Origin of the sequence: Pistricoccus aurantiacus (genome assembly GCF_007954585.1) — a bacterium.
Taxonomy (GTDB): domain Bacteria; phylum Pseudomonadota; class Gammaproteobacteria; order Pseudomonadales; family Halomonadaceae; genus Pistricoccus; species Pistricoccus aurantiacus.
This window is the reverse complement of record NZ_CP042382.1, coordinates 3,465,652-3,478,292: the sequence shown is the minus strand read 5'-3', so window position 1 is coordinate 3,478,292 and position 12,641 is coordinate 3,465,652. Positions and strand designations below refer to the sequence as shown.

At 60.1% G+C, this 12,641-nt stretch carries 15 protein-coding genes; 6 read left to right on the top strand and 9 right to left on the bottom strand.

All coding sequences use genetic code 11. The features are described 5' to 3' along the window. Window positions 1-347: 347 nt before the first annotated feature. Window positions 348-1,391 (bottom strand): EF-P beta-lysylation protein EpmB, encoded by a 1,044-nt coding sequence (epmB, locus tag FGL86_RS16455; protein WP_147185778.1) that lies wholly within the window; start codon window positions 1,389-1,391, stop codon window positions 348-350. 93 nt (window positions 1,392-1,484) lie between these two features. Here epmB and efp point away from each other — a divergent pair, with 93 nt between their 5' ends. Beyond that, window positions 1,485-2,051, top strand: a complete 567-nt coding sequence (gene efp / locus FGL86_RS16450; RefSeq protein WP_147185777.1) for an elongation factor P — start codon at window positions 1,485-1,487, stop codon at window positions 2,049-2,051. A gap of 63 nt (window positions 2,052-2,114) precedes the next feature. After that, window positions 2,115-3,092, top strand: coding sequence for an EF-P lysine aminoacylase EpmA (gene epmA, locus FGL86_RS16445; RefSeq protein WP_147185776.1), 978 nt, complete (start codon window positions 2,115-2,117; stop codon window positions 3,090-3,092). Window positions 3,093-3,233: 141 nt separating this feature from the next. Here epmA and FGL86_RS18285 read toward each other — a convergent pair whose 3' ends face one another. From FGL86_RS18285 to FGL86_RS16430, 4 genes are all read right to left on the bottom strand, one after another. After that, on the bottom strand, window positions 3,234-3,356 hold the full coding sequence (locus FGL86_RS18285; protein ID WP_281288524.1) for a hypothetical protein: 123 nt from the start codon (window positions 3,354-3,356) through the stop codon (window positions 3,234-3,236). A gap of 17 nt (window positions 3,357-3,373) precedes the next feature. Further along, window positions 3,374-4,069 carry an SDR family oxidoreductase gene (locus FGL86_RS16440; protein WP_147185775.1) on the bottom strand — a complete coding sequence of 232 codons (696 nt, stop codon included), beginning with the start codon at window positions 4,067-4,069 and terminating at the stop codon, window positions 3,374-3,376. Window positions 4,070-4,386: 317 nt separating this feature from the next. Next, entirely contained in the window at window positions 4,387-4,533 is a 147-nt protein-coding gene (locus tag FGL86_RS16435) for an SDR family oxidoreductase (RefSeq protein ID WP_246131673.1), read from the bottom strand. A gap of 200 nt (window positions 4,534-4,733) precedes the next feature. Next, on the bottom strand, window positions 4,734-5,207 hold the full coding sequence (locus tag FGL86_RS16430; RefSeq protein WP_147185773.1) for a DUF427 domain-containing protein: 474 nt from the start codon (window positions 5,205-5,207) through the stop codon (window positions 4,734-4,736). A 369-nt stretch (window positions 5,208-5,576) separates the two neighbouring features. Between FGL86_RS16430 and FGL86_RS18220 the strand changes: the two genes are divergently transcribed. Further along, on the top strand, window positions 5,577-5,717 hold the full coding sequence (locus tag FGL86_RS18220; RefSeq protein ID WP_246131672.1) for a hypothetical protein: 141 nt from the start codon (window positions 5,577-5,579) through the stop codon (window positions 5,715-5,717). Between the two features lie 194 nt (window positions 5,718-5,911). On the opposite strand, the gene asd is transcribed toward FGL86_RS18220, so the two are convergent. Genes asd through rsgA form a run of 3 tightly spaced genes read right to left on the bottom strand, consistent with a single transcriptional unit; the run spans window position 5,912 to window position 8,686 of the window. Further along, complete coding sequence (gene asd, locus FGL86_RS16420) at window positions 5,912-6,754, bottom strand: archaetidylserine decarboxylase (RefSeq protein WP_147185771.1); 843 nt, start codon at window positions 6,752-6,754, stop codon at window positions 5,912-5,914. Window positions 6,755-6,794: 40 nt separating this feature from the next. Next, a complete protein-coding gene (locus FGL86_RS16415; RefSeq protein ID WP_147185770.1) occupies window positions 6,795-7,625 on the bottom strand; it encodes a sulfurtransferase in 831 nt (276 codons plus the stop codon). After that, window positions 7,622-8,686 carry a small ribosomal subunit biogenesis GTPase RsgA gene (rsgA, locus tag FGL86_RS16410; protein ID WP_147185769.1) on the bottom strand — a complete coding sequence of 355 codons (1,065 nt, stop codon included), beginning with the start codon at window positions 8,684-8,686 and terminating at the stop codon, window positions 7,622-7,624. Before rsgA ends, FGL86_RS16415 begins: the two co-directional genes overlap by 4 nt. 81 nt (window positions 8,687-8,767) lie before the next feature. On the opposite strand from rsgA, the gene orn reads away from it, so the two are divergent. Then, entirely contained in the window at window positions 8,768-9,346 is a 579-nt protein-coding gene (gene orn / locus FGL86_RS16405; RefSeq protein WP_147185768.1) for an oligoribonuclease, read from the top strand. A gap of 8 nt (window positions 9,347-9,354) precedes the next feature. Here orn and queG read toward each other — a convergent pair whose 3' ends face one another. Then, complete coding sequence (gene queG / locus FGL86_RS16400) at window positions 9,355-10,455, bottom strand: tRNA epoxyqueuosine(34) reductase QueG (RefSeq protein ID WP_147185767.1); 1,101 nt, start codon at window positions 10,453-10,455, stop codon at window positions 9,355-9,357. A 149-nt stretch (window positions 10,456-10,604) separates the two neighbouring features. Between queG and FGL86_RS16395 the strand changes: the two genes are divergently transcribed. After that, the gene (locus FGL86_RS16395; protein ID WP_147185766.1) at window positions 10,605-12,149 is read left to right on the top strand and encodes an NAD(P)H-hydrate dehydratase; all 1,545 of its coding nucleotides are present in this window, start codon (window positions 10,605-10,607) and stop codon (window positions 12,147-12,149) included. Continuing rightward, the gene (tsaE, locus tag FGL86_RS16390) at window positions 12,127-12,612 is read left to right on the top strand and encodes a tRNA (adenosine(37)-N6)-threonylcarbamoyltransferase complex ATPase subunit type 1 TsaE (RefSeq protein ID WP_147185765.1); all 486 of its coding nucleotides are present in this window, start codon (window positions 12,127-12,129) and stop codon (window positions 12,610-12,612) included. The genes FGL86_RS16395 and tsaE overlap by 23 nt, the downstream gene beginning before the upstream one ends. Window positions 12,613-12,641 lie beyond the last annotated feature (29 nt).

The following is a 12,641-nucleotide window of genomic DNA, read 5'->3' as shown; positions in this document are numbered from 1 at the left end:
CTATTAACCTGGCAAGTGCAGAGGCAGCCAATGCCGAAGTGTTGATGAGGACGGTATGCGCGAATGTCTCATCAAGGCCAGAAGCCTCAGGCTTCAACAACAGGCCGGATATATGAAAGCCAACCTGTCCCTTTCTTCAGCCTGAGGCCTTGCAAGCCGGGAGGAGACCATATATGCACTTGATCATTGAGACCGCCCATGCTTAACAAATGTTCACGCTCTCACCCTGATCGCCAGCCCTATAGTTTTCGTCTTTACAAGGTCGATGATTGGCTCGATAGCGATGCAATCGTTCCTCGAGATTCATAAGAAGCGACCCAATTTTGATTGATAGCAAGGGGCCTGTATTACAGCGGCGTCTTGGCGCTTTTTCCGGGGACTTCACGCACCAGGCGGGGCATCAGGAATCCCGGCAGTCGTTCCCGCAGTGCTTCCATCAGGCCTCTGGCTTCTTCATCCGAAACGTCGAAATGCGCGGCTCCCTGTACCGGATCCAGCACATGCAGGTAGTAGGGGAGTATTCCGGCCTCGAAGAGCCGCTCGGAGAGGGCAATGAGAACCGGAGCACTATCGTTGATACCATGCAGCAGTACGCTTTGATTGAGCAGCGTCGCACCCGCCTCCTTGAGTCTTGTACAGGCTTTGATAACCGCGTTATCGACCTCGTTGGGATGATTGATATGCAACACCACCACTTTCTGCAGTCGAGTCCTGCCAAGCCAGCCGAGTAATTTCGGGTCGACACGATCGGGAATCACTACCGGCAGCCGGGTATGAATACGCAGGCGTTTGAAATGCGAGATGGCACCGAGCTGCTCGACCAGCCAAGCGAGTTGGCGGTCATTGGCGGCAAGGGGATCGCCGCCGGAAAGAATCGCTTCGCGAATCGAGGTATCCTTGCGCAGGTAATCCAGGGTGTCTTGCCACTGAGCGCGAGAAGGCGCGTTTTCCGCGTAAGGGAAATGGCGGCGGAAGCAGTAGCGGCAGTTCACCGCGCAGGTGGGGCTGGCGATCAGCAGTACCCGGCCGTGATACTTGTGGATCAGGCCGCGTCTTGGGGTATGCGTTGCCTCGTTCAGAGGATCGAGAGTATAGCCCGGCGACTGATGCATCTCCGCGTTCAACGGCAGCACTTGGCGCAACAGCGGGTCGTGAGGATCTCCGGGGCGAATGCGCGCCAGGTAGGCCTCCGGCACGCGAATCTCGAAAAGCGCGTGGCCGGTCTCGGCTCCGGGCAGCCAGGCATCCGACAGGCGAAGCCGCTCGCAGAGCACTCGCGGGTCGCGAATGGCGCCGGCAAGCTGGCGCTGCCAGGCAGGTTTTCGAGTGCCCGGCGAAACGGGATCTTGCAGCGGCGTTGTCTGCACATCGATAGGGCTTCGGGTTATCATGCGGCACACCAGTCAGAGAGGGCGAAGCTTCGCTTCGTCGAAAATACATTTGCGCGGAGCATTCAGACTCTGCTCAGATATCAGTGAGGAAACATGGCGAGCTATTCTACCAACGAATTCAAGGGCGGTCTGAAGGTCATGCTGGACGGTGATCCCTGCAGCATCGTCGAGAACGAATTCGTCAAACCTGGCAAGGGCCAGGCCTTCAATCGTGTGAAACTGCGCAACCTGAACACTGGCCGAGTATGGGAACGTACCTTCAAGTCCGGGGACTCCCTGGAAGCCGCGGACGTCATGGAGCTGGAGATGGAGTATCTCTATTCCGATGGCGAGATGTGGCATTTCATGAAGACCGATGGTTCCTTCGAGCAGTACGCGGTGGAAAAGAAAGCGCTGGGGGACACGGAGAAATGGCTCAAGGAGCAGGTTCCCTATACCGTTACCTTGTGGAACGACAATGTCATCAACGTGACGCCGCCCAACTTCATTGAACTGGAAGTCGTCGAGACCGATCCGGGGCTCAAGGGCGATACCGCCCAGGGCGGCTCCAAGCCCGCAACCCTATCTTCCGGTGCGGTAGTTCGCGTGCCCCTATTCATCAATCAGGGCGAAGTGCTGAAGGTAGATACGCGAAGCGGTGAATACGTCAGCCGTGCGTAAACCATTTCAGATATATGACATTGACGCCGAGCCCAGCGCTCGGCGTTTTTGATGGGGCTTCTGATGGACAAGATCGACTGGCAGCCCACTGCCACTATCGAGACGCTACGAAAGCGTGCCCGCTGCCTGGCCGAGATTCGCCGCTTTTTCGCTGAGCGCGGCGTGCTCGAGATCGAGACGCCGGTGCTGGGCCGCGGCGGCAGTACCGATCTGCACCTCGATTCGCTATCGCTGATTGCCAATACGCCGGCGGGGGGGCGTGAACGGCTGTGGCTGCAGACCTCCCCGGAATTTCACATGAAACGCCTGCTGGCAGCGGATAGCGGGCCGATCTTCCAGTTGGCCCGCTGTTTTCGCGACGGCGAAGTGGGTCGGCGTCATAACCTCGAGTTCACCATGCTGGAGTGGTATCGCCCGGGGTTTTCGCTTGAGGATCTCATTGACGAGATCGAAGCACTGATTCGCCTGCTATTGCCTTACGCGGGCCCTAGGCGGCTGCGGCGCTACCGAGAGCTGTTTCGAGAACAGCTTGCAATCGATCCCTTTACTGTTCCACTCGTGGATCTGCGCCATCTGGCAAGCGAGCAAGGTAACCTGGATATGAGCGATAACCCGCGGGGTGACTGCCTGGACCTGCTGATGGGCCTGATCATCGAACCGACACTGGGGCAGGGGGGCATCGACATGGTGATCGACTATCCCGCCAGCCAGGCGGCGCTGGCACGCAAGCATCGGGATGCCGAAGACGGCGTAGAGGTGGCGGGGCGTTTCGAGGTGTATGTACAAGGGTTGGAGCTGGCCAACGGCTACGATGAGTTGACCGATGCCGCCGAGCAGGCCGCGCGTTTTGCTGCTGACAACATCGAGCGTAACAAAGCGGGTAAACCCCAGGTAGATGTCGATGCTCGCTTGGTCGCGGCACTACAGTCGGGCATGCCGGAAGGCAGTGGCGTAGCGCTGGGTGTCGATCGGCTGATTCAACTGGCCCTGGGCAAGCAGAGCGTGGCGGAAGTGATAGCCTTTGCCACGCCAGATTGTTGAGCGATCGGTATGTGGTCGAGGCGCATCAATTTGTATCGATACAGGGCTCACCAATCTTTCGATTTCCGCGATGATCTCGTTGCGAAGCGCCCAGGGGTAGCCCAGTAGTCAAAGATGCCTCTGTCGCCATCATGGCCGCTGCTACGCCTCGGCCGACGCCAACGTCATCGCATGGATTCGCGCATTAAAAAAATCGGTTGCAACGTACCAGGCGCTGAATGGAAAGAAGAGCGCGACCAGGGCAAGCCGGATCAGAAAGGTCATGACGACCTCAACCGTCATCAGAAGGACTCAACCCAGGGGCGTATTTCGATTTCCCAGGACCAGGCGGATCGGTGCTGGTCGAGCAGATGCATATAGGTGCGGGCGATAGCGTCTGGGTTCAGCATGTTGTCAAAATCTTCATCGCCGCTTGCGGATTCAGGGTTTGCGGGACTACCGATGATGCCATCGATCACGACATGGCCAATATGAATGCCCTTGGGGTGGAGCTCCCGGGCAAGCGACTGGCATAGACCTCGCAGCGCGAATTTCCCCATGGCGAAGGGAGCAGAGTTGGCAAACCCCTTAACGCCCGCAGTAGCGCCAGTGAAAAACATTGCCCCTTGATTGCGAGGAAGCATGCGTTTGGCCGCATGATGCGCCATGAGAAAGGCACCGTAGGCCGAGATCATGAGGGTATTTTCGACATCCACAGGGTCAAGCGTTGCAATCGGCCCTTGATTGCGGGCGCTTGGGTTGTAGATGGCGACGTCGAGATCGTCTTGCTGCTCATCCAACATGGTGAACAGACGCTCCATATCGCCTGGATTTCGAGCGTTACAGTCGATGAGCGTCGCGCCGATCTCCTGGGCAAGGTCGCTCAGGCTGGACGTGTCTCGTGACGCCAGCACGATGCTGTGGCCACGCTGCTTGAGCGCCCGGGCGAGTGATGCTGAGAGGCCTGGGCCGGCTCCAATGACAAGTGCTGTCGACATGATGAACTCCGCAAGGGTTGGAATAAGTAGAGTGATGTGCCCAGTATTCTTTTTAGCTGCCAGTCGATAAAACGAATAGGCTGAAGTAGCGAACGGGACAATGGCGTATTAAACGCCGATCCCAGTCCCGCCACGCGGGCGTCCCTCGTGATCGACCTGATGACGACCCAGACCGTCCGGACCCGAACCGGCGTCAGTCGTTGCGTGCTGGCCGACGAATTGGCGGACAAGGTGCGTGTGATACTGGCCTGAAGACATTGCCCAAGCATCTAAGCAATCGATTGAGTTGACCAATAATGTCAGGGTAGCTGTTCTGGTCAGACGTTTATCCAGCCACCGTCCACTATCAGATCCGCTCCGGTCATGTAAGCGGATTCATCCGATGCCAGAAACACCGCCGGGTGCGCTATTTTCCTGGGCAGCTCGGCGACTTTCTCGAACACTCTGAGATCATAGGATTTCATGCATGGCATTCATTTGAGGGCAAGTGTTGTGAGTTTATCTCGATCAAGGGCGAATCATGGCATCGCGGAAGTCACAGCGGGCGGTTCGGCAGATACAAGTAAACTTCCAACAGCGCTTCCGCCAGCGCTAGAACCTTTAGTCTGGCCTTGCCCCGATCAGCATTTGGGTCTTGAATTGGCGGCCTGCGCTTAGCGCCACGTCACCAATGTCGGGTGCCCGGGGCGCCTTTGATGCGCCCGCGCAGATTGGGCGTCACCCAGCCGCCGTAGAAATTCCCGGGCTGAGGCACCACCTCGGTGTCGCCCACCAGGCAGCGGTCCATGCTGGCCGCATAGAATGCCAGATAGCCCGCCAGCGGTTGAAAGGCGTCGGAAGGCCGCTCGTAACACCAGGCGGCGCGTCGGGCGATGCGTTCATCTGCCACCACGTCGAAATAGCGTGCCATGCCTTTCCATTCGCAGAAGCTTTCGCCGGTTACCGGCAGCAACTCCGCCGTCACATCCTCCGGTGGAAAGTAGTAGGTGGGCGCGTGATGGGTCTCGAGCACGCGATAGGCGCGCGTCGTATGTGCTATCTGCCGGCTGCCCAGGGTGATCGTCAGGGCCTGGGCCACCGGCTCCAGGGCGGGTGGGCGCGGATAGGTCTGGACGTCCTCTATCGCCAGTGTCGTCATGTAAGGCCTCATGAGAAATGTGCCGGCGCGCGGGTATCGGTGAAGGGAGGGAAACCTTATGACCCCAGGCTTGCCGCGTAATATCCTTGAGTTCCCCGGCTTGAATATGATGCCAGACGATACAGGTCGGCTCGCGAATCAACTCCAGGCCAGAAAGCGCGGTTTCGCAAAGAATATCGCCATTATTGGCGTACAGGCGCATGTTGATAAGAGTGCATCCGGGTTTGTCTTGGACCGCAGATAAAACCAGCTGGTGGCGTCGATAACGCCGGAATAACTCAGCCAGTGGTGATGGAAAAGATCCTCAAGACAGATCGAAGTGCCATGGAGCTCGAGATAAGACGGTGCCGCGCAGACCAGGTGGCGAATGTGGGTAAGGCATCTGGCAACAAGGTTCATGCGCTGAAGGCGGACCGGACGGACTCGACAGCAATGAATGATCCAACGGCCTTGCTGGAAAAATCCCATGGGCGCGTGGACGTGCTGTTTGCCAACGCCGGGGTCAACTGACTGGCGCCCATCGATCACATCGACTCGGCGGATGTGCGGCCAGTTGCATTACCGGCGAAGAGCTTTTCGTGGATGGCGGCATGGCAACGATCTAAGGTCTTGCTGGAAATCGCGTGTCACTTCAATCAGGCGTACCGCTCAATGGAGCGGTACGCCTTGAAGGCATGTTCACGATGGATGCTGTTTCAATTTCATCAAGGAGAAACAATACCCAAGGACTGTCCCATGCTGACCATGCTGTCGTTGGCATCGAGACTGTCCTTGAAGTCGATTCCCTTGGGCAGACAGAGAATCACCGTGGAGCCGAGCTTGAAACGGCCCATTTCCGCGCCCTTGGGAAGTACGACCGGCTCGTCGAAGCGGGTGGTTTGAGGCGACCCGGGCAGCGGGGTGATCTGGCCTGCCCAGACCGTCTCGATGGCGGCGACGATCATCGCGCCTACCAGCACCATGGCCATCGGTCCATGCGCCGTATCGAAGAGGCATACCAGCCGCTCGTTGCGGGCGAACAACCCCGGCACGTGGTCCGCGGTGGCCAGGTTGACGGAAAAGAGCCGCCCGGGCACGTAGATCGTCTCGCGAAGGCGACCTTCCAGCGGCATGTGTACCCGATGATAATCCCGGGGAGAGAGATAGATCGTCGCGAAATTGCCGTCGTGAAAGGGTCTGGCGCGCTCTTCGTCGCCGCCGAGCAAGGTGGTCAGGGAGTAGTTCCGCCCCTTGGCCTGGATCAGGGAGTCTCGCTCGATACGGCCAAAGCGGGACAGCAGGCCGTCCACCGGGGAGATCAGACCTTCGCCGAGAGGGCGGGCGTCGTCCCGCAGCGCGCGGGTAAAAAAGTCGTTGAAACAAGGGTAGGCGCTGTGATCCGGCTGCTTGGCCTGGCTCATGTCCACCTTGAAACGCCGAATGAAGGCTTTTATCAGCAGGTTCTTGAGCCAGGGAGTACGGCACCGCGCCAGATAGCCGACCAGCCGGGAAATCAGGTGATGGGGTAGCGAGTATTGAATCAGGGCGAAGAGTCTGTCGAAAGTCACGAGTTCTGATTTCCAGTCGGTGTCGGCGCGGCTAGCAGGTTCATTTTTCGATGGGGGTATCGTCTCGATTGCCCCACTCCATCCAGGAGCCGGGATAAGCGCGCATCTTGTCGAAGCCAAGCGCCTTGCCGACGAGCCAGGTAAGGCCGCTGCGATGATGGCTCTGGCAGTAGGTCACTACTTCCATGTCCGGGGTGATGCCCAAGGCTTCGAGCTCGGTGATCAGCTCCGCATAATCCCGCAGGCGCAGGCCATTTTCCCGGTCCATGGCATCGGTCCATTCCATATTCACCGCGCCGGGAATATGACCCAGACGCCTGTTCTGACCTCTTTCACCATCATATTCCGCCGGCGAGCGGGCATCCCAGATCGCGAATCCCTTGTCGCACAGTTTTTCCTTGAGGCTGGCCCAATCGATGCTGACCTCCGGATTGAGTATTTCCGCCTGATACTCGCTGGGAGTGGCATCCCGGGGCTCTGTGGATGTCTCGAGTCCCGCCTCGCGCCAGGCATGGATACCGCCGTTGAGGTAGGAGTAGCGGGTATGGCCGATCAGCTCCAGGGTCCACAAGAGGCGCCCGGCCCAGCCGCCGCCTTCGTCGTCGTAGGCTACCACATGGGTATCCCGGGTCAGCCCCAGAGAGGAAAACAGATCGGAAAGCTGCGCTTCGTCCGGCACGTCGCAGGGCGCCGCACCGCTACCCCGAAACAGACGGCGATGATCGAGAAATACCGCGCCGGGGACATGCCCTTCTGCATGACTTGCCGCGTTCATGGGCACATCGATGATCAACAGCTGTGAGTTGTCGAGGTGTTCGGCGAGAGTTTCCGGCTCGACGATCAACGGCAGAAGATTGGATTCAGAACTCATGGGACGGCTCCTTGGGATCGGCCTGATAGACTCTTGATGATATGTCGATAGCTGGCAAGTCGCGATTCGCGGATAGTGCCGTTTGCCACCGCCTCGAGCAGCGCGCAGCCGGGTTCCCGCCGGTGGCGGCAGTCGCGAAAGCGGCAGTGGCCCAGATAGGGGCGAAATTCGACGAAGCCTTCGGCGACGCTTTGTTCATCGAGATGCATCAGGCCGAACTCGCGAATGCCCGGGGAGTCGATCAATTCGCCGGTGCTGGCGAGCAAATCGTCGCCCGACGAAGGGTCGCCCCGCAAATCATACAGGCGCGCGGTGGTGGTGGTATGAGTGCCCTTGCGAGAATCCTCGGAAAGGGCGCCGATACGCAGGTTTTCTCCCGGCAGCAGTCGCGCGATCAGCGAGGACTTGCCGACGCCGCTCTGGCCGACGAACACCGAAGTACGCTTGGAGAGGCACTCGTGTAATGCGTCAAGGCCGTCTGGCCGCTGAGTGGTGGCGCGAACAACGGGATAGCCCAAGGCGGCGTAGCTTTCGAGCAGTTCGAGCAGTTCGCCGTCGTCTTCTGGCAGCAGGTCGATCTTGTTGAGCACCAGCACGGGACTTATGCCGGTGGCTTCCGCCGCCACCAGATAGCGATCGATCAGGTTCGGATAGGGCGCGGGTTCCACGGCGAAGACAATCAGGATCTGATCGATATTGGCCGCCACCGGCTTGAGCTGGCCTCGCGCATCCGGGCGTTCCAGAACATTATTCCGGTCTTGTCGAGCCACTACCACGCCGCTTTCGTCCTGAGCCTTGCACCAGACCACCCGGTCGCCGGTCACCAAGCCGTCGAGATTGGCGCGCAGGTGGCATCGATGGTGAGTGGCGTTGGCGCTGTCACGCACTTCCAGGGTGCGGCCGAAATGGGCGATCACCCGGCCTTCGCGCTCCGGGCCGTAGTCCCCCGCTGCCAGCCGGGACTGGTCGCGGCTATCCTGCCGCTTGGCTCGGTCGCCGCGCTCCGCTTGAATCTTTTCGATTCGCCAGCGCTGCTGGCGGGTAAGTCTACGTTTGCTCATGAGCACCCAGGAAACGATACAATGGCGTTTATTGTAACCAGCCCGATAGCCAACAGCGAACAGGATTCAGGGAGATTATCCATGACCACGCCAGTCAAGCCACGCGAGGATCTCTTGATATGGATCGATCTGGAAATGACCGGACTCGACCCGAGCAAGGAGCGTATCATCGAGGTGGCGACGCTGATCACCGACAATGACCTGAATCTGATTGCCGAAGGGCCAGTGATCGCGGTGCATCAATCCAATGCGCTGCTTCAGGCCATGGACAAGTGGAACCAGAAGACCCACGGCGAATCCGGATTGGTGGAGCGAGTGCGGAAAAGCGATATTTCTCCTTCGGATGCAGAGCGCCGGACCCTGGATTTCCTCAAGCGGTACACGACCCCCGGGAGCTCCCCCATGTGCGGCAACAGCGTGCATCAGGATCGGCGCTTTCTGGAGCGGGAAATGCCGGAGCTGCTGGCGTTCTTCCACTATCGCAACTTGGATGTCTCGACGGTAAAAGAGCTGGCCAAGCGCTGGAACCCGCAGGCTCTGAAGGGCTTCGAGAAGCGCAATACCCACCAGGCCCTGGACGATATTCGCGAATCCCTGGCGGAGTTGGCGCATTATCGAAAGACTTTCCTCAACTGCTCGGCCGAGCAGGCGTCAAAGTAGCGGTAGCACTAGGCGACATGAATCAAGGCGCCACGCTTCTCGCTTTGGCGCGCCAGCGCCCAGCGCACGTGCTCCCGCACCAGATCGGAAGGGTAGGCCAGGCGCGCCTTGAGCGCCGCTTCCAGCGCCGCGCTCCAAGGGGCGTTGCCCAGCCCCACCGCCAGGTTGCGCAGCCAGCGCTCGTAGCCGATACGTCGGATGGCGCTGCCGGCGGTCTTGTGAAGAAACTCCTCCTCGCTCCAGGCGAAAAGGCGTAGCAGTTCCGCCTGGTCCAGATCGTGGCGGGGAGCGAAATCCTCTTCCTCGCTCACCCGGGTGAAGCGGGTGAAAGGGCAGACCAGCTGGCAGTCGTCGCAGCCGTAGATGCGATTGCCCATGGCCTCGCGATATTGCTCTGGAATGGCACCGTGCAGCTCGATGGTCAGATACGAAATGCAGCGTCTTGAATCCACGATCTTGTCATCGACGATGGCCCCGGTGGGGCAGGCGCTGCGGCAGGCCGAACAGCGCCCACAGTGTTCCGTGGCGAAAGGTGCGTCCACCGGGAGCGGCAGATCGGTGTAGAGCTCGCCGAGGAAAAATAGCGAGCCGGCCTGGGGGTTGAGCAGCATGGCGTTCTTGCCGAACCAGCCGAGCCCGGCCTTCTGCGCCAGGGCGCGCTCCATCACCGGGGCGGAATCCACAAAGGCCCGATAGCCAAAATGTCCAACTTCTTTCTCTAGCCGCTTGGCCAACTGGTCCAGACGCTTGCGCATCAGCTTGTGATAATCCCGACCCAGGGCGTACCGAGACACATAGGCCTTGTCCGGTTGACTCAAGACCTTTGTGGTTTCCACCTCCGCGGGCAAATAGTCCATACGCACGCTGATCACTCTGAGGGTGCCGGGTACCAGTTCCTCGGGCCGGGTACGCTTGGTGCCGTGCTTGGCCATGAAGCCCATTTCGCCTTGATGGCCCGCCGCCAGCCAGCGCTCGAGATAACGTTCGTGAGTGGCGAGGTCCGTGTCAGTGATACCCAACTGCTGAAATCCCAGCTCCCGCCCCCAGATCTTGAGGCGTTCTGCCAGATCGCACAGAGTGTCGCTGTTCAGAGAAGGCGAGGAGGTCATAGGCGCACAACGGAAACAAGAAAGGAAGAAGACAGGTATCCGACGACAAAAGGGTACGAACGATAAACGGAGAAATAGTCGAACAGTGTTTGGCAATAGCGCAGAACATTTTACACTGAAGGGAAACCCCAGTCATTCAGGGAGCGGCCATGACTGATTCCAGAGGCAGACCTTTATATCTCGCCGAGCAGGTGCGCGAGATCGATCGCCGCACCATCGCGGCCGGTGTTGAAGGCTTTGCGCTGATGCAGCAGGCAGCGATGGCCGCCTACGATGCCATGCGCAAGACCTGGCCGACCCTGCGCCGCATCAGCGTTTGCTGTGGTAGCGGCAATAACGCCGGAGATGGCTATGTGCTGGCGGCTCTGGCGGCCTGCGACGGCTTGAGTGTGCAAGTGATCGCACTGCGCGACCCGCAGGAACTGGATGGCGACGCGGGCCAGGCGGTAGCCATGGCGCGGCGGGCCGGCCTAAAGTTTCAGCCCTGGCAGCCGAACATGAGAATAAGCGGGGAGCTGATCGTCGACGCGCTGTTGGGCACCGGGCTTTCTGGCGCGGTTCGCGAGCCGTTCAGCGCTGCAATAGATGCCATCAACGCGGCTCAGTTACCGGTGCTGGCAGTGGATATTCCTTCCGGGCTCTCGGCGGATAGCGGCGCGGTGCTGGGGCGAGCGGTCAAGGCGGACCTGACGGTAACCTTTATCGCCGACAAGCTGGGCCTGCATACCGGCTCGGCGTCGGCCTACGTAGGCACCCATCGCCTGGAGGCCTTGGGGGTGGAGGCATCTCGGCAGGCGGATATCGAACCTTGCGCAATGCTGCTCGATGAAATGCTGATCCCGCGTTGCCTGCCGCCGCGTGCTCGGGATGCCCACAAGGGCGACAACGGCCATCTGCTGGTGATCGGCGGTGCGCCGGGATTTGGCGGCGCGGCGCTATTGGCCAGCGAAACCGCCGCCCGGCTGGGAGCGGGCAAGGTCAGCCTGGCTACCGCGCCGGCGCACGTCACCGCGAGCCTGGTGCGCTGCCCGGAAGTCATGGTGCACGGCATCAATTCTAAAGGGGAGCTCGAAGCCCTGATCGAAGGCGCGGACGTACTGATGGTCGGTCCCGGCATCGGCAAGGGCGCCTGGGGCCAGGCCATGCTCCAAGCGGCGCTGGCAAGCGATAAACCTTTGGTGGTCGACGCGGACGGCCTGAATCTGTTGACGACTCATTGGCCTTTGGAATATCGCGATAACTGGATTCTGACCCCGCATCCCGGCGAGGCGGCGCGGCTGCTGGAGAGTTCCGCCGGCGAGGTTCAGCAGGATCGGCGCCAGGCGATCACCGAGTTACGGCGTCGTCGCGGGGGCGCGATAGTGCTCAAGGGTGCCGGTACGCTGGTAGCGGATCAAGAAGGCATCGCGGTGTGCCCCTTCGGCAATCCGGGCATGGCCAGCGGCGGCATGGGGGATGCGCTTTCCGGAATGCTGGGGGCGCTGCTGGCGCAAGGCCTGTCGCTGGACGAAGCCGCCCGGGTTGGTGTGCTGCTGCATGCCCTGGCGGCGGATCGGGCCGTGGCAGCCGCCGGTGAGCGTGGCCTGCTGGCCAGCGATCTGGCATCCTATGCGCGATTTTTAAGCAATCCTGGCTTGAGCAACCCTATCTTGAACAATCCCGGAACGAGCGATGCATATAACCCTGAGGAGTGAAACGGCGCAGGTGGCCTTCGGCGAGGCTCTGGGACAAGCGCTGCAGGGGCGCGGTCGGATTTATCTGGAAGGGGAACTGGGAGCCGGCAAGACCACGCTGGTACGCGGAGTTCTGCGCGCCTATGGCCATCACGGCGCGGTCAAGAGCCCTACCTATACCCTGGTGGAGCCCTATGTGCTGGAACAGGCGGGGCGGGAGCTTCGGATCAATCATTTCGATCTCTACCGTTTGGGAGACCCGGAAGAGCTAGAGTTCATGGGGGCTCGCGACCTGCTGGACGAGCAGCAGCTGTGCCTGATCGAATGGCCCAGCCGAGGCACTGGATGGCTGCCCGAGCCGGATATTCATATCCAGTTGACGGTTTGCGATGAAGGGCGCGAGGCCAGGCTCCAGGGGATGAACGATGATGGCAGGGCGGCACTCGAGCGCCTTGCCGATAACAAGACCAGGACAGAAACATGAGCATGATATTTCGAAGGATGGTGCGCCGA